The 17,758-nt window shown below is 39.1% G+C and carries 19 protein-coding genes; 10 read left to right on the forward strand and 9 right to left on the reverse strand.

Translation table 11 applies throughout. The features are described from left to right. Positions 1-129: 129 nt before the first annotated feature. Complete coding sequence (locus FBF75_RS04610; protein WP_039169286.1) at positions 130-984, forward strand: polysaccharide deacetylase family protein; 855 nt, start codon at positions 130-132, stop codon at positions 982-984. 38 nt (positions 985-1,022) lie between these two features. Here the strand turns inward: FBF75_RS04610 and FBF75_RS04615 are convergent, their stop codons facing one another. The 3 genes from FBF75_RS04615 to FBF75_RS04625 all read right to left on the reverse strand — a co-directional run bounded on the left by FBF75_RS04615 (position 1,023) and on the right by FBF75_RS04625 (position 3,138). After that, a complete protein-coding gene (locus FBF75_RS04615; protein WP_411809934.1) occupies positions 1,023-1,754 on the reverse strand; it encodes an NAD-dependent protein deacylase in 732 nt (243 codons plus the stop codon). Positions 1,755-1,783: 29 nt separating this feature from the next. Continuing rightward, entirely contained in the window at positions 1,784-2,872 is a 1,089-nt protein-coding gene (locus FBF75_RS04620; protein ID WP_017360337.1) for a mechanosensitive ion channel family protein, read from the reverse strand. 164 nt (positions 2,873-3,036) lie between these two features. Next, on the reverse strand, positions 3,037-3,138 hold the full coding sequence (locus FBF75_RS04625; RefSeq protein WP_017360338.1) for a YhdX family protein: 102 nt from the start codon (positions 3,136-3,138) through the stop codon (positions 3,037-3,039). A 305-nt stretch (positions 3,139-3,443) separates the two neighbouring features. Here FBF75_RS04625 and FBF75_RS04630 point away from each other — a divergent pair, with 305 nt between their 5' ends. Genes FBF75_RS04630 through crcB (FBF75_RS04640) form a run of 3 tightly spaced genes read left to right on the forward strand, consistent with a single transcriptional unit; the run spans position 3,444 to position 4,927 of the window. Beyond that, positions 3,444-4,160 (forward strand): glycerophosphodiester phosphodiesterase, encoded by a 717-nt coding sequence (locus FBF75_RS04630; RefSeq protein WP_136944481.1) that lies wholly within the window; start codon positions 3,444-3,446, stop codon positions 4,158-4,160. Next, entirely contained in the window at positions 4,160-4,561 is a 402-nt protein-coding gene (gene crcB / locus FBF75_RS04635) for a fluoride efflux transporter CrcB (RefSeq protein WP_136944500.1), read from the forward strand. Before FBF75_RS04630 ends, crcB (FBF75_RS04635) begins: the two co-directional genes overlap by 1 nt. After that, complete coding sequence (gene crcB / locus FBF75_RS04640) at positions 4,562-4,927, forward strand: fluoride efflux transporter CrcB (protein WP_136944482.1); 366 nt, start codon at positions 4,562-4,564, stop codon at positions 4,925-4,927. Here crcB (FBF75_RS04640) and FBF75_RS04645 read toward each other — a convergent pair. Both FBF75_RS04645 and FBF75_RS04650 read right to left on the reverse strand, forming a co-directional pair. Further along, on the reverse strand, positions 4,924-5,316 hold the full coding sequence (locus FBF75_RS04645) for a hypothetical protein (protein ID WP_017360342.1): 393 nt from the start codon (positions 5,314-5,316) through the stop codon (positions 4,924-4,926). The genes crcB (FBF75_RS04640) and FBF75_RS04645 overlap by 4 nt on opposite strands. 89 nt (positions 5,317-5,405) lie before the next feature. Further along, entirely contained in the window at positions 5,406-6,788 is a 1,383-nt protein-coding gene (locus FBF75_RS04650) for a hemolysin family protein (RefSeq protein WP_025207018.1), read from the reverse strand. A gap of 335 nt (positions 6,789-7,123) precedes the next feature. Between FBF75_RS04650 and FBF75_RS04655 the strand changes: the two genes are divergently transcribed. Together FBF75_RS04655 and FBF75_RS04660 are read left to right on the forward strand one after the other, a co-directional pair. Then, on the forward strand, positions 7,124-7,564 hold the full coding sequence (locus tag FBF75_RS04655; RefSeq protein WP_076821966.1) for a MerR family transcriptional regulator: 441 nt from the start codon (positions 7,124-7,126) through the stop codon (positions 7,562-7,564). 58 nt (positions 7,565-7,622) lie between these two features. Next, complete coding sequence (locus FBF75_RS04660) at positions 7,623-8,954, forward strand: hemolysin family protein (protein ID WP_007497105.1); 1,332 nt, start codon at positions 7,623-7,625, stop codon at positions 8,952-8,954. Between the two features lie 38 nt (positions 8,955-8,992). Here FBF75_RS04660 and FBF75_RS04665 read toward each other — a convergent pair whose 3' ends face one another. Then, on the reverse strand, positions 8,993-9,595 hold the full coding sequence (locus FBF75_RS04665; RefSeq protein ID WP_017360344.1) for a lysophospholipid acyltransferase family protein: 603 nt from the start codon (positions 9,593-9,595) through the stop codon (positions 8,993-8,995). Positions 9,596-9,982: 387 nt separating this feature from the next. Here FBF75_RS04665 and FBF75_RS04670 point away from each other — a divergent pair, with 387 nt between their 5' ends. Genes FBF75_RS04670 through FBF75_RS04680 form a run of 3 tightly spaced genes read left to right on the forward strand, consistent with a single transcriptional unit; the run spans position 9,983 to position 11,803 of the window. Beyond that, complete coding sequence (locus tag FBF75_RS04670; protein ID WP_008348979.1) at positions 9,983-10,474, forward strand: sigma-70 family RNA polymerase sigma factor; 492 nt, start codon at positions 9,983-9,985, stop codon at positions 10,472-10,474. Further along, the gene (locus tag FBF75_RS04675) at positions 10,467-11,525 is read left to right on the forward strand and encodes an anti-sigma factor (RefSeq protein WP_052321002.1); all 1,059 of its coding nucleotides are present in this window, start codon (positions 10,467-10,469) and stop codon (positions 11,523-11,525) included. Before FBF75_RS04670 ends, FBF75_RS04675 begins: the two co-directional genes overlap by 8 nt. Next, the gene (locus FBF75_RS04680; protein WP_008348984.1) at positions 11,513-11,803 is read left to right on the forward strand and encodes a hypothetical protein; all 291 of its coding nucleotides are present in this window, start codon (positions 11,513-11,515) and stop codon (positions 11,801-11,803) included. Before FBF75_RS04675 ends, FBF75_RS04680 begins: the two co-directional genes overlap by 13 nt. Before the next feature lie 44 nt (positions 11,804-11,847). On the opposite strand, the gene bcaP is transcribed toward FBF75_RS04680, so the two are convergent. Then, positions 11,848-13,248, reverse strand: coding sequence for a branched-chain amino acid transporter BcaP (bcaP, locus tag FBF75_RS04685; protein ID WP_017360346.1), 1,401 nt, complete (start codon positions 13,246-13,248; stop codon positions 11,848-11,850). A 456-nt stretch (positions 13,249-13,704) separates the two neighbouring features. After that, complete coding sequence (locus tag FBF75_RS04690) at positions 13,705-14,535, reverse strand: C40 family peptidase (RefSeq protein WP_008348987.1); 831 nt, start codon at positions 14,533-14,535, stop codon at positions 13,705-13,707. A gap of 354 nt (positions 14,536-14,889) precedes the next feature. On the opposite strand from FBF75_RS04690, the gene FBF75_RS04695 reads away from it, so the two are divergent. After that, on the forward strand, positions 14,890-16,254 hold the full coding sequence (locus FBF75_RS04695; protein WP_017366922.1) for an alkaline phosphatase: 1,365 nt from the start codon (positions 14,890-14,892) through the stop codon (positions 16,252-16,254). A 52-nt stretch (positions 16,255-16,306) separates the two neighbouring features. Here FBF75_RS04695 and FBF75_RS04700 read toward each other — a convergent pair whose 3' ends face one another. After that, positions 16,307-17,731, reverse strand: coding sequence for a SpoVR family protein (locus FBF75_RS04700; protein WP_410552160.1), 1,425 nt, complete (start codon positions 17,729-17,731; stop codon positions 16,307-16,309). Positions 17,732-17,758: the final 27 nt, after the last annotated feature.

Here is a 17,758-nt window from a genome sequence, read left to right on the forward strand (position 1 = left end):
CATCTTCTATATTCATAGGCTCTTTTTTCCTGTATACTTACTCCATATGAGCACGACAAAAAACAGCGAAAAAAGACAGAATCCACTACATGATTCGACACAAACTACTGATTTATTGGAGCGATTGTAATGCAACGGGTTACGAAAAAACAGACACCTTCAAACACGATGCTGCTCTCAAAGGCGATTGGTCTAGTCATTCTGACATTGATCCTTTTTTTCATTTGGGATATGTCTAAAACCAATATGCAGGCAGCAGATCAACCGAATGAAGTGTCTGCGAGCAGTCCATTTCGAGACACAAGTACAAGTCTGAAACCAAAAGATGATTCGCCAAAAACATTAGATGCACATTTTAAGATCAATCCAAACAAACATGTAACGGATCAAACGATCTTTTTGACCTTTGATGATGGCCCTTCTGCTACATCAAATCAGCTGTTAGATGTGCTAAAATCACAGCAAGTGAAGGCCACATTCTTTATGCTCGGGCCGCAAATCAAAGAACACCCAGCAGCTGTGAAAAGACTTCATCAAGAAGGGCATCAATTAGGACTTCATGGCATCACGCATGATGTGAAACGCTTTTATCAAAAAAGTGATTCTCCTGTAAATGAGATGAAAGAAGATCAACGTATATTGGCTTCTGTTACTGGTGAATATACACATCTTGTGAGAACACCTTATGGCAGTTCTCCAAACTTAACAGACCAGCAAAAAACACGTTTAAAACAAAAAGGCTTTGTATACTGGGACTGGACCATTGACAGTCTTGACTGGAAATATAAAAGCTCAAAATATGTACCAGAAGTATTAAATCAGCTGCAAGTGCTTGAAACCAAGTACCCGAAAGAGCCAAAAATCATCTTAATGCATGATCAGCCAGCTACCGCAAAATACTTAAACAGTCTGATCACACAATTAAAGGCGAAGGGCTACACGTTTGAAGTCCTTGATGAAACAATGAAGCCACTACAGCAATAAAGAAAACCCGCACCTATTGGATGCGGGTTTTTTATGATTTATAAAGCATTCACAAGCTCGCCAATTCGTTCGTGAAAGACAAGATCAAACAGCGGATCGAATTCCGTTTCACTTAAATTCATCATGACCTTAAAGATGGAAGGATGATGAGCAGCATCTTCTGGAATATATCGGGCTGGTGCCACTTCTAAGGAAGTTCCCATGACGAGTAGCATGTCCGTTTGCTGGAGCGATTTCTCCACTTGATCAAAGTGCTTCACCATGTCTCCAAAAAGGACAACATCTGTTTTAAGTACTCGTCCACATGTGCGGCCGTCTGATGAAATCCGCTCACAAACCGGTACCTCTTCTTGTAATAAATAAGGCAGTTCGTATGTTGACCCGCATGATGGACATGTAGCTGTTTGAATGGAACCATGCAGTTCATACACATGCTGGCTTCCCGCTTTTTTATGCAGACCATCGATATTTTGCGTGAAAATATCCACGCGTTTTCCTTGCTTTTCTAAATTGGCTAAAAAAGCATGTCCAGCGTTTGGCTTGTACTCTCCACTCATCTTCATTTGAAACAATTCTTTGAATTTCGGCCAAAATTGATGAGGATGTGATAAAAAGTAGGACCGGCTCATTGCCTCCATGCGAGAAGTATCTTCTGTCCATAGTCCACCCGTTGATCTAAAATCGGGAATTCCCGATTCTGTGCTCATCCCAGCACCTGAAAGGACTGTAATATGTGAGGCCTTTGATAATCTCTCTCTTAGCGCTGCCACTTTTGTTTGATCCAACCACCATTCCTCCTTTATTCACCAAGCTGTTTCTCACCTTTTTGTTTCATATAAATGGTCTGTCCAGGGAAAGCAAATTCTACCCCTTCTTCATGGAAAATATCAATAATGCGATAGTTAATATCCTGCTTAATATCCAGGTTTTCAGACCAAGCCGTTGTGTTTGTATAAAAGTTAAAGAATAAGTTTAAATAGCTGTCTGCCAGCACATCGAAATTCACCATAATCGTTTCCTTATGAACCCCATCATGCTCATAAAGCATTTGCTTCAGACGTTTGATGCACTTATCAATGTTTTCCTTCGGTGTATTGTACGATACGCGAACGGAGAACGTAATTTGACGTTTATTCATTCTCGTCCAATTTGTGATCGGCTCCTTTGAAAGGGTCGAATTTGGTACAGTCACCACCGCTTCAGCAGGTGTTCTAAATTTTGTGCTTCGGAAGGTAATGTCCTCTACAGTCCCAAGTACACTTGGAGTCTCTACAAAATCGCCCATTGTAAAAGGCTTCTCTGTAATAATCACAATTCCTCCAAAAAAGTTCGCCACTGTATCCTGCGCAGCGAGCGCAAAAGCAAGACCACCTAGACCAAGCCCTGCCACAAGTCCGTTCACATCATAATTAAACTCTTGTGCAATGACGCTAATACTCAGTGCAATAATAATAAAACGAAGAACCTTTGATAAAAATGGCGCTAAAATATCATCCATCTCTAATTCAAATTTTGAATTCACTTTTTGAAATAAGAAGGAAGAAGCTGCGGTTAGATTACAAAGTCCCCACGTCAGCATCAAAATAATAGAGGATCTATACAATTTGACAATGACATCCATATGGTGCTCAAAGTATGGGGCTTGTCTTAACGCAAAATATAAACCTAGTGCCACAAAAAACAGTCTCGCAGGTTTTTCAAACGCCACAACAATTTGGTTAATGACTTCGGTTTTAGACCGGTTTGTCAGCTTAAAGAGCAGGTGAAACAAGTATTTCGTAAATACTTTTCGAAGTAATAAAAAAAGCAATAAAATACAAAGGCTAATGCCTATTTGGATCGCAATATCGACTGTAAAATATGTATCCATCCATTTTTGTGTAAACATCTCTGTCTCTCTCCTTTAAAACAATCCTCTCTAGTTTATAATATAACCTTCGTTTATGTCCTCTCTTAAATGTCTGACCTCTATATAAAAAGCCTCGGGACCTATCCCGAGGCATGATGTTCAATTATGAAATTTTGGCTTGAGACATATCGACGGGCAGCAAACTACTTTTTCTTCTGAGCCTGATCAAGGAGAGTCGCTTTAAACATTTCAGCATCCGTTTCGGCCTTAATACGTTCTTCCACTCTAATTCTCCCTTTACCCAATCATCTCGCCTCCTTTTCATCATTATAAAACATCAGAATTTTCAGTCAACATGACGAAAGCACTAATATTTTGACGAACGCTGACGATTTGGACAAAATTGATCGAAGAAAAATTGATGTAATTCAGGTTTACTCAATCAAAGCTTGCTCTATTCCTGTAAACTTTTCAAAATGATACATCAAGCTTTTTCAGTACATGAGGTTCCATGATAATACGGCGCTCTTCTTCTCCATATAGTAAAGAAGGAAAACCACCAAAGCATTTGATATGATAAGACCAGAACTATGTCAGGGAGCTGGAGCAAGTGTATATTATCGCACATAGAGGGTCATCAAGTGCCGCCCCAGAAAATACAATCGCTGCGTTTGATGTAGCTGTCGAGCAAGGAGCAGATTATATTGAATTAGACGTACAAATGACCATGGATCAGCACGTCGTCGTCATCCATGATGATACCGTTGATCGAACGACGAACGGAAACGGCTTAGTCAAAAGTTATACACTTGATCAGTTGAAAAAACTGGACGCAGGAAGCTGGTTTGACCAACAGTATACGAATGAACGAATTCCAACATTACAAGAAATTCTTGAAAGATACAGTCAGCGGATTGGGATATTGATCGAGATCAAACACCCAAAACGGCAGATAGGAATCGAAAAGGCAGTTGCCCGCATCATCAATCGGTTTGCCTATTCTCGTCATATCATCATTCAATCTTTTGATGTTCATTCACTGCAAAGAATCAAAGCATTCGCCCCTTCTCTTCGCACAGCTTTAATTATCAAGCCTGATGCATTTAAACTAACGAAACGAAAGTTAACGACATACAGCTCGTTAGCAAATTGTCTTAATATGAAGAAAACGATGATCAATAGATGGTGGATTGATCGTATTCATTCATTCGGAATGGAAGTATTCATATGGACTGTAAAAGATCAAAAAACAGCGGATCGAATCAAAAAATATCCAATTGATGGTGTGGTAACGGATAACCCGCTATTTTTTCAAAAGGAGAAATGATGCACATGAAAACTTATTTCGCCGTTTTTATCGGTGGATTGATTGGTACACTTTGCAGATATGAACTAAGTCAAACTGTCATCAGCCAGACATTCCCCTATGCAACGATGATTGAAAATATTTCCGGCAGCCTGCTTCTTGGTTTTGCGACAGGATACTTTCTATTTCAGAAAGGAAAAAAAGATCTTGCAGCTTTGATTGGAACAGGTTTTTGCGGCGGGTTTACGACCATGTCCACCTTTTCTAAAGAGACAGTTCTTCTGTTACAGGCAGGGCAGTTCAATTTAAGTATGATGTACATCCTGCTCTCAGTCATTGCTGGAGTAGCCGCTGCTTTAGCTGGCCTGATCCTTGCTGAACGGCTCTTTCATCAAAATAAGCAGCAGAAAGGAAGCAGATAAATGATTGTTTTTTGTACAGCTGTAGCTGGAGGGATCGGTAGTGCATGTCGTTTCTTCATCAGCCAAACAATCCAGAAAACTCCATCCCATGCCCTTTTCCCGTACAGTATTATTTGCATTAATTTATTAGGTGCAGCCGGTTTAGGTTTTCTCACAGGCGCTGTAACGTCCAATCATCCACTGCTAGTGATCATAGGAACCGGTTTTTTTGGCGGCTTTACCACATTCTCTACGTTTAGTGTAGAATCTGCGACGATGCTGATGCAGCGTAAAATTGGGAAACTTGCTGCCTATTTACTTGTGACAATTATCGGCTCTTTATGCATTTTTGCGGTGTTTTATCAAATAGGACAACTTCTGTTTTAAATATCTGTGATGGCAGCTAGGCTGATGAGCAGTTGATCCATCAGCTGGCGCTTCATTAAAAATAGTGTCTTCTCACTATAGCCGATTTCGATTGCACATTTTGCCATGCGCCAATCTCGAAAATACTTATAATCAATGAGCTGCTGCTCTATTTCATCCAATTCTTTTAAAGCCGTTTCAATACAAGCAACAATCAGTTCATACTGACTTTTCTGCTCTTCTAATTTTTGACGTGCCATATGATGATGTTGGAGAGAACTTCGTTTTTCAAGCTGTCTTTCAATATTTAAAATGGCTGCTTGATAGTTCTTGAAATTTTTTAAATGAAACTCAATACGTTTCATTGAGGTTTTTTTCTCCGTGATACTTGCTGTTTCATACCAGAGCATGTCCATCCCCCTTTTACGAACGTTTGTTCTTATTATATACGAACATATATTCTCAAAAAAGAGGCTAAATACCTAAAAAAACCTTGAGCTTATTTTTCGCTCAAGGTCATTTCATTTACTAACAGCGGCTCTTTTATATCAAGCCCTGTGCGTGTATTTTCTTTTTCTGATGATGTGACGCCTTTTTTCAGGTCGATCTTTTTCACATAGCGTCCATCCATCTCCAAGACCTTCATCCGAATATCATCAAGGTAAATGGATTGTCCTTCTCGGATATCAATGTTCTCATTTAAGATTAGCCCGCCAATCGTATCAATTTCTTCATCATGATATGACATTTCGATCAAATCTTGAACTTCCTCTAATCTCACTTTTCCATCTAATATATAATGATGCTCCGCTCTCTTTTGAATGACCGGCTGCTCATCTTCATCGAATTCATCTCGAATGTCTCCAACAATCTCTTCTAAAATATCCTCCGTTGTGACAAGTCCAGATGTCCCGCCATATTCATCCGTTAAAATCGCCATATGCATTCGATCGCGCTGCATCTTGACGAGAAGCTCTTGAATTGGAATCGTGTCAATCACTTCAATCACTGGATAAATATAATCTTGAAGCTTCAGTTGATCTTTTTCTCCTAGATATACAATATCTGCAAAGAGCTGCTTTTTGTTGAGCATGCCAATGACATGGTCTTTATCCCCTGAAAACACGGGGAAGCGTGTGTACTTTTCCTTTGTCATGATCGCCAGTATTTCGTCTAACGGCATATCTTCTGGAATCGCACAAATTTCTCTTCGCGGTATCATAATTTCTCTTGCGATTCGATTATCAAAATCGAATATCTTGTTCATATAATTATACTCTGATGAGTTGATTTCCCCATTTTTTAAGCTTTCAGATAATAAAATCTTTAATTCCTCTTCGGAATGGGAATGTTCTTTTTCAGACCCCATATCGATACCCATCATTTTCGTTAGTACACGGGCTGACCCGTTCAACACATAAATGAAAGGGTACATAAGGATATAAAATGCATGCAGCGGTCCTGACAGCCAAAGCGTCATTTTTTCTGCCTTTTGTATGGCAAGTGTTTTTGGTGCAAGCTCGCCAACAACTACATGCAAAAAGGTAATAATAGAGAACGCAAGTGTTGCTGAGATCAGGCTGATTGCTGAATCAGGAATGTTTGTCAAACCAAAACCTCGAACTAAAAGTTCTTTTACTGCCGGTTTACCGATCCACCCTAAACCAAGGGATGTCACTGTAATACCGAGCTGACAGGCTGACAAATATTCATCTAGCCTTGATGTCACCTTTTTCGCCATGATAGCCTTTTTGGACCCTTCGGCAACAAGCTGATTAATTCTTGAACTTCTCACCTTTACAATGGCAAATTCAGATGCAACAAAGAAAGCTGTTAAAGCAATCAAAACTCCGACTATACTCAGATTAACAATATCGTCCATTTAACCTTGCTCTTTCTTAGAAGAACAAGGAGTCACCTCCTGATTGATGATGTTGTCTTTTGCAAAACGGTTAACTGATTAAATAAGACTACTTTGAGGGCCCCACTTAACCACCTCCGGTTCACGTAAAATCCGTCTCTCTACATATATATGAAACGGTATTCATTTTATCTTACCATAAATAATCTGAAAATTCCTGTATCGCTACAGTATTTTAGAGATGACAACCTAAATTGATGGAAATGCCCTTTGTTTCTTCATATTGGCAGGAAATCTGAACAATTATCTTGTATTTCAGACTCGAATTATATTAAACTATTTTCATAAACTATAACGTGACGGTTAGGAGGAGATGTTCAGATGGGGCTGAGAAAAAGTATCGTATTGGTGAACTAGCACAGATTGCACAGGTGACGAAACGAACTGTAGATTATTATACGAATCTAGGGTTGCTTGCGCCTGTTAGATCTTGCTCTAATTATCGTTATTACGATGAACATGCTTTAAAACGATTACAATTAATCGTTCTTTGCAAACAGCAGAGATTGGCTCTTTCTGACATCAAATCCAGATTAGATGAACAATTCCCTTCTCAAAAGGAAGAACATGACGAACTTGTCCATTTAACCTCTGATATCGATCGGATGAATGAGCATATGGACCGCATTTTGGCACGTTGTAAGCAGCTTCAGCCAGAACAACGTGAAAAACTAAAAGAGCAGCTTACTCCTGAAAAAATGACGGCTGTCCAATCATTTTTACTGCTGTTAAGTTAAAATTTTTACTAAACAGGAGGTGTTACCTTCGTTCTCAAAGTCAGAACGAAGGCCTTAATTGGACATAGTGAATTTACTCATAGTTGCTTTACTTATAGCTTTAACCGCGTTTTTCGTTGCATCGGAGTTTGCGATCATTCGCTTAAGAAGCTCAAGAATTGATCAATTAATTGCAGAAGGTAATAAAACAGCAGTTGCTGTCAAGCACGTCACGACTCACCTTGATGAGTATCTGTCGGCCTGTCAGCTCGGTATTACCATTACCGCCCTTGGGATTGGTTGGTTAGGGGAAGAAACAATTGCGCACATGCTTGCTCCACTATTTGTAGAGCTGTCGATTCCTCAATCAGCCAGTCATATTGTCACTTTTATTATTGCGTTTAGTATTATGACGTTTTTACACGTCGTGGTTGGAGAGCTTGCACCAAAAACACTCGCCATTCAAAAGGCTGAGCAAGTGTCCCTTCTATTTGCTAGACCGCTTATGATTTTTTACAAAGTGATGTTCCCTTTTATCTGGGTATTAAATGGATCTGCTCGTTTGTTAACAAAAGCATTTGGTCTTCAACAAGTTTCTGAGCATGACATGGCGCACTCTGAAGAAGAATTGCGGATTATTTTATCTGAGAGCTATAAGAGCGGCGAGATTAACCAGTCTGAATTCAAATATGTGAATAAAATTTTTGAATTTGATGACCGTCTGGCGAAAGAAATTATGATTCCTCGTACCGAAGTTGTCAGCTTCCCGCACGATATTACGATTGAGGAAATGCTGAAAGTGACCAAAGTCGAGAAATATACACGTTATCCAATTGAAGATGGCGATAAAGACAACATTATCGGTGTTGTGAATATTAAAGAAGTACTCACTGCATGTATTAGTGGTGAATGTTCCACAAGTGATACGATCGAACATTTTGTAAACCCGATTATTCATGTAATTGAAACAGTTCCTGTTCATGATCTACTGCTTAAAATGCAGCGTGAGCGTGTACACATGGCCATTTTATCAGATGAATATGGCGGTACAGCAGGACTTGTAACAGTTGAAGACATCCTTGAAGAAATCGTCGGTGAGATTCGTGATGAATTCGATATTGATGAAATCAACGAAGTGCGTAAACTGGGAGAAGACCACTATATCTTTGATGGAAAGGTCCTTGTAGATCAAGTTAACCTGCTACTAGGTATTCAGCTTGATAACGAAGAAGTCGACACAATCGGCGGCTGGTTCCTTACACAAAAATATGAAGTCGAGAAAAATGACGCGATTCGTGAACAAGGCTATGAATTTATCATTAATGAAGTCGATGGACACCATGTGGCATACATCGAAGTCAAAAAACTAAACGAACAACTATTAGAAGCAGCTGAAGAAGGCGCTTCTTAAGAAAAAACGACCCTTGCCTTAGCAAGTGGTCGTTTTCTTTATCCTTTTTCGATTAACTTAGCTTCAAGTTCTTTGATTCTTGTGTTTAATACTTCTGTCATCGCACCTAATCTTTCTTTTGGCGGCAGATGATCAAATTCAGACAGCTCAATCGGTTCACCAATGATTAAGCGCATTTTCCCCTTCTTAAAAAGGCTTTTTGCATTAGAAGGTCCTTTGTACGCTGCTGGTACGATTGGTGATTTGCCGAGCTGCGCAATCGTAACGGCCCCTCTTTTTAAAGGAACATCTTCTGTTGTACGTGTTCCGCTTGGAAAAATCCCAACGATTTTCCCCTCTTTTAATAATTTAATGGGCGTTTTAATACTGCTTGGCCCTGGATTCTCTCGATCAACTGGAAAAGCATGAATCTTCTTTAAAAATCCGCCGATCCATTTATTTGCAAACAATTCTTTTTTCGCCATGTAGTGGATCTCAAACGGAAGAATTCCTGCGCCTAATGCAAGAACATCCACAAAACCCTCATGCGTACAAGCAATGACAAACCCCCGGTCTGTTGGCAGATTCTCTTTTTGATATACTTTGATTCCGCCTCGGAGAGCAAAAAATGCTTTGACGGTATAGCCTGAAAATTTATACATAGTGCACTTCCTTTGTTTGAAGAATGAAGGATTTGTTTCTATTATAACAAATTTTTTATTACCTGGTACTAAAAATTTTCTCCTGCTGATAAAATAGAGATGGTTCACTAAAAATCATCTTTTCAATTAAGATGACCGCTCCTTCTGTATTCAAGTATGTGTTTTTAGGAGAGAATAGAGGAAGAAATGTGTCCAAAATTGTCGTTTTTTGAGTTTTTTTCCTGATTTGTTCTATTGAAAACACTTTATAAATGATGCAAATTTCGCTATGATAAGGAGAAATGATTTTGATTCGGTGAAAGAGATGAGTAATGTACGGCCTATGAGAAGTTTCGTGCAACTTTATGCCTTTCTTATGCGTGTATAACATAGAGGGGAGAAAAATCAGTGACGATCGATGAAATTTATCAAATGTATATGAACGATGTTTACAGGTTTCTGCTCTCCATGACAAAAGACAAACATTTGGCAGAGGACTTATTGCAGGAAACCTTTATGCGTGCTTATATACATATTCATTCCTACGACCATAGCAAAGTGAAACCTTGGTTATTTCAGGTGGCACGAAATGCTTTTATTGATTATGTCAGGAAACATAAAAAAGAAGTGACCATATCGGATGATCTCATTGGCGGCCTTTTACAAACGTCTGTACAAAGTCCTGCTGAACAGATTGAAATAAAAGAAGTCCTCAACATGTATTTGGAGCAGCTTCCAGATAACTACAAGGAAGCGTTGACATTGTATTATTTAAAAGAACTGAATTACAAAGAAGCATCCAAGGTCATGAATATTACTGAAGCAAATTTTAAAAGTGTTTTATTTCGTGCAAGGCAGCGCCTAAAAGCACTATATAACAGAGGTGTTAATGATGAATGAAGAGTTTAATAAGCGATGGGAACAATATAATAATGGCGAGATGAACGAGGAAGAGATGATGGCGTTTGAAGAAGAGCTCGAAGAAAATGAAAAACGCTTAAGCCAAGAACTGAATGACTCAGATTGGACAGACTTCTCCATCAGTCCTGAAAAACAAAAAGCCATTTTACAATACGGAAAAAGAAAGTCCTATTTACGTATTTCTGTGCTTGCTGTCATATCTACTCTGATTATTTTACCGCTATGTACACTAGGTAGTTATCTATACTACGGCGTTGGCGGAGCAGACAGTAAAGGCAATCATTTTATGGAAACGGCCGCTGTAACAGTCGCCCTAACAAAACCGAATGTCGCCATTGATATGAAGGATTTAAAAGGACAGGTCAAACTGTTTGGTATGAACACAGAACTTAAGCTGCAAAAACAAATTGGCAATAAAACAGAAGCCATCGGTAGTGAACAAATCGAAATGTTTTTCGATAAATTAAAGCAGCCTACGATCTCTTATTATGGCGACAGCGCACGTAATACGGAGGATTTCTTTACGCACCCTTCGTCTCAGGCAGATACATCTAAAAAACAAACACTCACTACTCTAGACAAGCTACCTGAAGGAACAGTGAGTGAAGTGTATGTATCCTATGACAAAGCATACACACCGAAAGACGTGTATTCATTTGCTAATAAATATGATATGAAAGTGCTTTGGAATGCGATCAAAACAGAAGATTCATTAAGTGGAAATCAGCGTCCAATCGGTTTTCCCGGGAAAGACTCTGAATTTTTAAAAGAGCTTCAGCACACATCAAAAACAGAGGTTGATCAGTTCAAAGATGCCCTCGCCTATGTCAACCAGCATCCATCCTGGGCAAAAACGATCTCTGGCAGACCTGAACTTGACCTCTCTAACCGAATACGCTATATCAATCAAAATGGTGTCACGGTTTACGGTTCTGTTGTCACAGGTCCTTCTAAAGAAATAGAAAAATTTGTGAAGACAAAACGCATTAAAACGGCCAAAGTGAGCGAGGTGGAATTATGGAATTGGTAAGAATTTTTAAAGAGCATAATGTGTTTGGCTGGATTTCGGTCGGCACCGCTATATTATCGCTGCTCATGCTGAACCTCGCCATTATTAGCAATGTGACATTTTATTCGTTTCAAATGCTTCCTTTTGCAATGGCCGCAGTTCCATTCGGTGTGATTGAACTGTTCATTAAAAAAGGCCGCACTGGACCAGGTTTTCTAGGCGTCGTTCTGAATATTTTTGTCATCGTTTGTGTCTATGCGATCGTCTCCATTGATGTCGATCTTCAATTAGGTTTTTAATACTAAAAAGCCAGTCATACTTGACTGGCTTTTTCTGTACACTCTTATTTTTTGTTTAATTCGGAGTGCTTTCTTGAATATAAGAAATAGACAACAAGCCCAATGGTAAGCCAGATTAAGAAACGAACAAATGTGATGGTGCCAAGCTTATAAATGAGCAGTCCGCAAGATAGAATAGCCAAGATCGGAATGAGCGGCACTGCGGGGCATCTGAATGCTCTCGGTAAATCAGGCTGTGTTTTTCTCATGACAATGACAGCAACTGAAATCAAAATGAAAGCTGAAAGTGTTCCGATGTTCACTAGACTTGCCAGCTCATCAAGCGGAATGAATCCACCCATTAATGCTGACAATGTTCCAAAGAAAAGAGTATTGATATAAGGTGTTTTATGTTTTGGATGAACCTTTGAAAGAACCTTTGGTACCAAGCCATCACGAGACATGGCAAACATGACACGTGTTTGGCCGTACAGCATGACAAGCATGACCGTGGTCATCCCTAAAATCGCCCCAACATCTACAATACCCGCCACCCAATTTTGACCGGCTACTTGTAAAACAAGAGACACTGGATGGGATACTCCCTCAAAGTTCATAAATGGAACAATGCCTGTCATGATCGCACTGACTACCACATACAACACGGTACAAATCAATAAGGAAGTGATGATTCCTCTTGGCAAGTTGCGGGATGGATTTTTTGTTTCCTCTGCCGCAGAAGCAACTGCATCAAATCCGATAAATGCAAAGAATACGAGAGCTGCTGCACTTAACACGCCTGAAGTTCCAAAAGGAACGAATGGTGTCCAGTTTTCAGGTTTTACATATTTCACAGCGACTAAAATAAAGAGCAGAATCACCGCAATTTTCATAATGACCATAATGTTGTTGACTCGTTTTGATTCTTTAATACCGAAGTACAGCAAGAAGGTGATGATCATTAAAATAATAAATGCAGGAAGATTAAAATATGTCACTTGACCCTTTAAACCACCTGGTGCTGCTGTTAATTCAACCGGTATATGAATCCCTATCCCATTTAAAAACGACACAAAGTAGCCTGACCAGCCTGCTGAAACGGCACTAGCGGCTAGCATATATTCTAATATCAAATCCCAGCCAATGATAAACGCTAAAAATTCTCCCATAGATGCGTACGTAAATGTATAAACAGATCCTGATACTGGCACTGTGGAAGCGAATTCCGCATATGACAATGCCGCAAATAAACATGCAAGACCTGCAATCACAAATGATAAAACAAGTCCTGGTCCTGCTGTGACGGCGCCTGTACCTGTCAGAACAAATATCCCTGTACCGATAATCGCTCCAATACCAAGCATCGTTAAGTCAAATGAACCTAATTCCTTTCTTAACGCTTTTTCCCCTTGTGTTGCCGCAATTAGCTCTGAAATGCTCTTCTTTCTAAACAACGAATTGCTCATACCATCACTCCCAAAACTTAGTATCCGTCTAAAGACGCCACCACTTCGTAATTCACTTTATTTTCTGAATATTTAGATTTAATTTAGCGCAATAAATTAGTGGCGTAAAATTATTATATATGAAAATTAAAAAATGAAAACACTTTTTTTCGAAATAGAGTGAAAATTCTTATTTATCAACAAAATATTTGTCAATCATCAGGGTAGATTTTCTTCAATCTTTATTCAAATCATAGCTTGGCTTCTTCTATTTATTATACAACATACAAAATTATACTTTTTTGATATAATTTTTATAAAGTGAAAATAAAATTATTCTTTTGATAACTTGTCTTCACTTTTGCTTATTTAAAAGCCTTTAGACTCATAGAGAGCTATGATAAAGGACTGATTGAGCTGCGCAAACGATATACAAAAAAAGAGACTGCCTAGTAAGCAGTCTCTTAAGATCCATTATTAGTTTACAAATGTCTTTGCGCCAAGGTAAATTGGCTTCCAATAGCTTGAAGTCATATCGCTGATCGTCACACCATCAGAAGCAGCGTGGATAAACTTGTTGTTCCCAAGGTAGACACCCATGTGAGATGGGCCAGATTTATAGGTTGTAAAGAAGACAAAATCTCCAACTTTAGGTGTTGAGACGCTTTTCATTGATCCCCAAAAACCTTCAGTTGTTTGTCTTGAAATCTTTGTTTGTTTGTTAATGATATACCACATAAAACCGCTGCAATCAAAGCCTTTCGGTGTCGTTCCACCCCATTTATATGGTGTACCGTTTTGTGCTTTCGCATCTGCTACGAGTTTAGACGTGTTTAAAGAAGAAGTAGCAACTGTTTTTTCTTTGACAGGTGTTGGTTTCACTTTGGATGTCTTTTTCACTTTCAGCTTTTGTCCAATTTTAATCAGATCTGTTTTGAGTTTATTTAACGATTTCAGCTCTTTCACTGTCATTCCATATTTTTTGCCGATTTTAGATAAAGTATCACCTTTGACAACTTTATGAGTGGCTGTCGCTGAAGACGCTTTTACTTTTGTTGTTGTTTTTGATGTTTTCGTTACCTTTTTTGAAGAAGTACCATTCACTTTTAAGGTTTGTCCAACATAAATCGTGTTAGATTTCAGTTTATTGTCTGATTTAATCTTACTCACGGTTGTTTTGTATTTTTTCGCTAGAACAGAAAGAGAGTCACCTTTTTGAACCTTTACTGATTGTGCTGAGGCAGCTCCGGCAAATAATGTCGTCCCAAGTAGAACTGCACTTGCAGCTGTGATCAATTGTTTTTTCATTTGTTCCTCCTGTATGTTTCTATCGTGATCCGAATTTTTATCTACTTTCTATTATAAGGATCGAATACCAGAAGAAATAGTCTTGACTTCCTACGACATTATGCTTATTAATTCGGCAAAAATTATTTTTTTTTAGGGTTCTTTTTATTTCATTTTTATTACACAATCATGACAAAACAAATGCATCTTGTCATAGATAAATCATACATTCATTTCTCTTTTTGGTTCATTCTATGTAAAGTGGACCTTTACAATTTTAAAGTGAACTTTACGGTGCTGTCATTTGGAATCCACACTTCTGCTCTACCATTGTAAACGTGAGAGCGATACATAAACAATGAGGAGGCAAAATGAATGAGTGTGTTGAAAAGCTCGAAAACGAAAATAGCTGCAATCGCAGCCGCATCAGTGTTATCGATTGGTATTTTTTCAGGAATTGAATTTGGACAGGCTGACAAAGCTGAGGCTAAAAAGAAACCAAAAAATGACGTACAAAATGTGATCGTGCTCATTGGAGATGGCATGGGAACACCTTACCTTTCAACTTACCGCTCATTTAAACACAACGGTGATCTTTCCAAGCAAACAGCGTTTGACCCTTACCTCACTGGCATGCATAAAACATACCCTGATGATTCTAAAAGTAACATTACTGATTCAGCAGCAGCTGGTACAGCCATGGCAACTGGTCAAAAGACATACAACAACGCCATTGGTGTAAACAAAAATGGCAAAAAACTAAAAACAGTATTAGAAGAAGCAAAACGCAAAGGAAAGTCTACTGGTCTCGTCGTCACATCTGAATTAACCAATGCGACACCTGCTGCGTATGCCGCCCACGATGTGTCTAGAAAAAACACAGCAGCCATTGCTGATGATTTCTTCGATGAGAAAATTGGCAAACAGCATACAGTCGATGTCATGCTTGGCGGAGGACTGATCGATTTTGTCCGCAAAGATCGTGATTTGACGAAAGAATTTCAAAAAGCAGGCTATCGTTACGTAACCAATAAAGCTGACTTACAAAAAAACAAACAGCAAAAATTGTTAGGCATTTTTGCTGACGGTGGTCTCGATAAAGCAATTGATCGTGATAAAATGACCCCTTCCTTGCAAGACATGACATCCTCAGCCATCAAACAGCTGTCTAAAAACAAAAAAGGATTTTTCCTCATGGTTGAAGGCAGTCAAATTGACTGGGCTGGACATGACCACGATATTGTCAGTGCGATGAGTGAGATGAAGGATTTTGAAAAAGCATTTGAAGAAGCCATTCGTTTCGCAAAAAAGGATAAAAACACATTAGTCATCACGACAGCAGATCATTCAACTGGCGGCCTTTCCTTCGGGGCAGACGGCTCGGGAAGCTGGGATTATCAGCCTGTCAAAGCAGCAAAAAAGACACCTGATTTCATTGCAAACAAAATTGTAGGGGGTATGACGGTCGAGACTGCGCTCAAACAATACATCGACCTTGATTTCACAAAAGAGGAAATCGCCTCTATTCAAAAGGCAGCTGAAACAAAAGATCCTGTTCAAATTGATGATGCCATCGAAAAGGTCATCAATACGAGGTCTCATACAGGCTGGACCACATCGGGTCATACAGGGGATGAAGTACCTTTTTATGCTTATGGACCAACAAGCGAACAGCTAAAAGGGCTTATGGAAAATACAGATCAAGCGAAACACATTTTCAAACTGCTGAAAAACCAATAAAGTGCTAATCACAAAAAAAGATGTCTAGTCGTAGACATCTTTTTTTTGATCATTAAGTGAGATACTTCCTATGAACCCCTTTTCCATCGTATGAAAACATCACTTCTTTTCCTTCAAGAACTGACTCGATGTGCACACTTCTTCCCCATAGCTGATACAAATATGGAAGCACCTTTTCTAAGTATTTGAGATCAAGCTCAATGCCTTCATACCAATGTTTAATATAGAGTTCATTGTTTTTTAAATAGTCGCCATCGATGACTGTCAAATACGGAAAGCCGCCATTGACCCTCATGCTGACTAGCTGATCACGGACTGCCTTCCATTCTTTATCAATGACTTTATAGTCTCTCCCCTGCTTTTGAAACAAGTACAAATCTTCCCTCATCACAAGGTCTTTCGTTAAGTAATTTCGAATAAAAGAAATGTCTGATTCAATTTCTCGCACTTCAAACATTTTGCTGCGACCGGACCCTTCCGTCACTCCTGCTTTGTTTAATTCCTCGCATGGATGATCGTAGCGCTCTTCAATATCTTCAAAAATCTTCAGCCCTAAATAGTAAGGATTGATTCCTGTCTTAGATGGCTGCACGACACCTGCATTTAATTTGGCAAATTCAATCGATTCACTTGAATCTAAATCAAGTTCACGCATAATCCGCTGGTGCCAATACGATGCCCAGCCTTCATTCATGATTTTCGTTTCTAGCTGCGGCCAAAAATAGAGCATTTCCTCTCTCAGCATCGTCAGCACATCCCGCTGCCAAGGCTCTAGCTCCCGGGAGTGTGCCTCGATAAAGAGCAATATATCTTTTTCTGGCTTTGGGGGGAATTGCTTGATCGTTTTCTTTTTCTCACGTGTTTTTGGTTCATCCATTCCCCACAAATCATCATATGGCGTTTGACGTTTTGGTTTGTCCTCTTCATATTCATCTTCATCGTCGAGATTCCAGCTTAATTTTGAACGAACAAGCGACGGATCAATATGCTCCTGCAATGCCAATACTGCATCTAAAAAGGACTCGACTTCTTTTGTACCGTGGATATGTTCATATTCTTTAATTCGCTCTGCTGCCGCTGACATACTTTCCACCATATCTCGTTTTGTGTTTTGGAAACGGCAGTTGTTTTTAAAGAAATCGCAGTGTGCCAAGACATGAGCCACAATTAGTTTATTTTGAACAAGCGAATTGTTATCAAGGAGAAAGGCATAGCAAGGATTTGAATTAATCACCAGCTCATAAATTTTGCTTAATCCTAAATCATAATGAAGCTTCATTTTGTGAAATTGCTTTCCAAAGCTCCAGTGGCTAAATCGTGTTGGCATGCCATATGCACCGAATGTATAAATAATCTCCGCGGGACAGATTTCATACCTCATCGGATAAAAATCTAGACCAAATCCTTCTGCAATTTCTGTAATTTCATCAATGGCTCGTTGTAAAAGACGCTTTTCAGATACGCTCAAGGAAACCATCCCTCCTCATCGGACTTATCCCTACTA

Source organism: Bacillus sp. S2(2019) (assembly GCF_005144805.1).
Classification (GTDB): domain Bacteria; phylum Bacillota; class Bacilli; order Bacillales; family Bacillaceae; genus Bacillus; species Bacillus altitudinis.

Coding starts and splice junctions, on each gene's coding strand:
- FBF75_RS04700 (WP_410552160.1), bottom strand. CDS start 17,731: ATGGTTTCCTTGAGCGTATCTGAAAAGCGTCTTTTACAACGAGCCATT.
- FBF75_RS04620 (WP_017360337.1), bottom strand. CDS start 2,872: ATGTTTACACAAAAATGGATGGATACATATTTTACAGTCGATATTGCG.
- FBF75_RS04695 (WP_017366922.1), top strand. CDS start 14,890: ATGAGTGTGTTGAAAAGCTCGAAAACGAAAATAGCTGCAATCGCAGCC.
- FBF75_RS04645 (WP_017360342.1), bottom strand. CDS start 5,316: ATGCTCTGGTATGAAACAGCAAGTATCACGGAGAAAAAAACCTCAATG.
- FBF75_RS04690 (WP_008348987.1), bottom strand. CDS start 14,535: ATGAAAAAACAATTGATCACAGCTGCAAGTGCAGTTCTACTTGGGACG.
- crcB (WP_136944500.1), top strand. CDS start 4,160: ATGCACATGAAAACTTATTTCGCCGTTTTTATCGGTGGATTGATTGGT.
- FBF75_RS04675 (WP_052321002.1), top strand. CDS start 10,467: ATGAATGAAGAGTTTAATAAGCGATGGGAACAATATAATAATGGCGAG.
- bcaP (WP_017360346.1), bottom strand. CDS start 13,248: ATGAGCAATTCGTTGTTTAGAAAGAAGAGCATTTCAGAGCTAATTGCG.
- FBF75_RS04680 (WP_008348984.1), top strand. CDS start 11,513: ATGGAATTGGTAAGAATTTTTAAAGAGCATAATGTGTTTGGCTGGATT.
- FBF75_RS04610 (WP_039169286.1), top strand. CDS start 130: ATGCAACGGGTTACGAAAAAACAGACACCTTCAAACACGATGCTGCTC.
- crcB (WP_136944482.1), top strand. CDS start 4,562: ATGATTGTTTTTTGTACAGCTGTAGCTGGAGGGATCGGTAGTGCATGT.
- FBF75_RS04665 (WP_017360344.1), bottom strand. CDS start 9,595: ATGTATAAATTTTCAGGCTATACCGTCAAAGCATTTTTTGCTCTCCGA.
- FBF75_RS04650 (WP_025207018.1), bottom strand. CDS start 6,788: ATGGACGATATTGTTAATCTGAGTATAGTCGGAGTTTTGATTGCTTTA.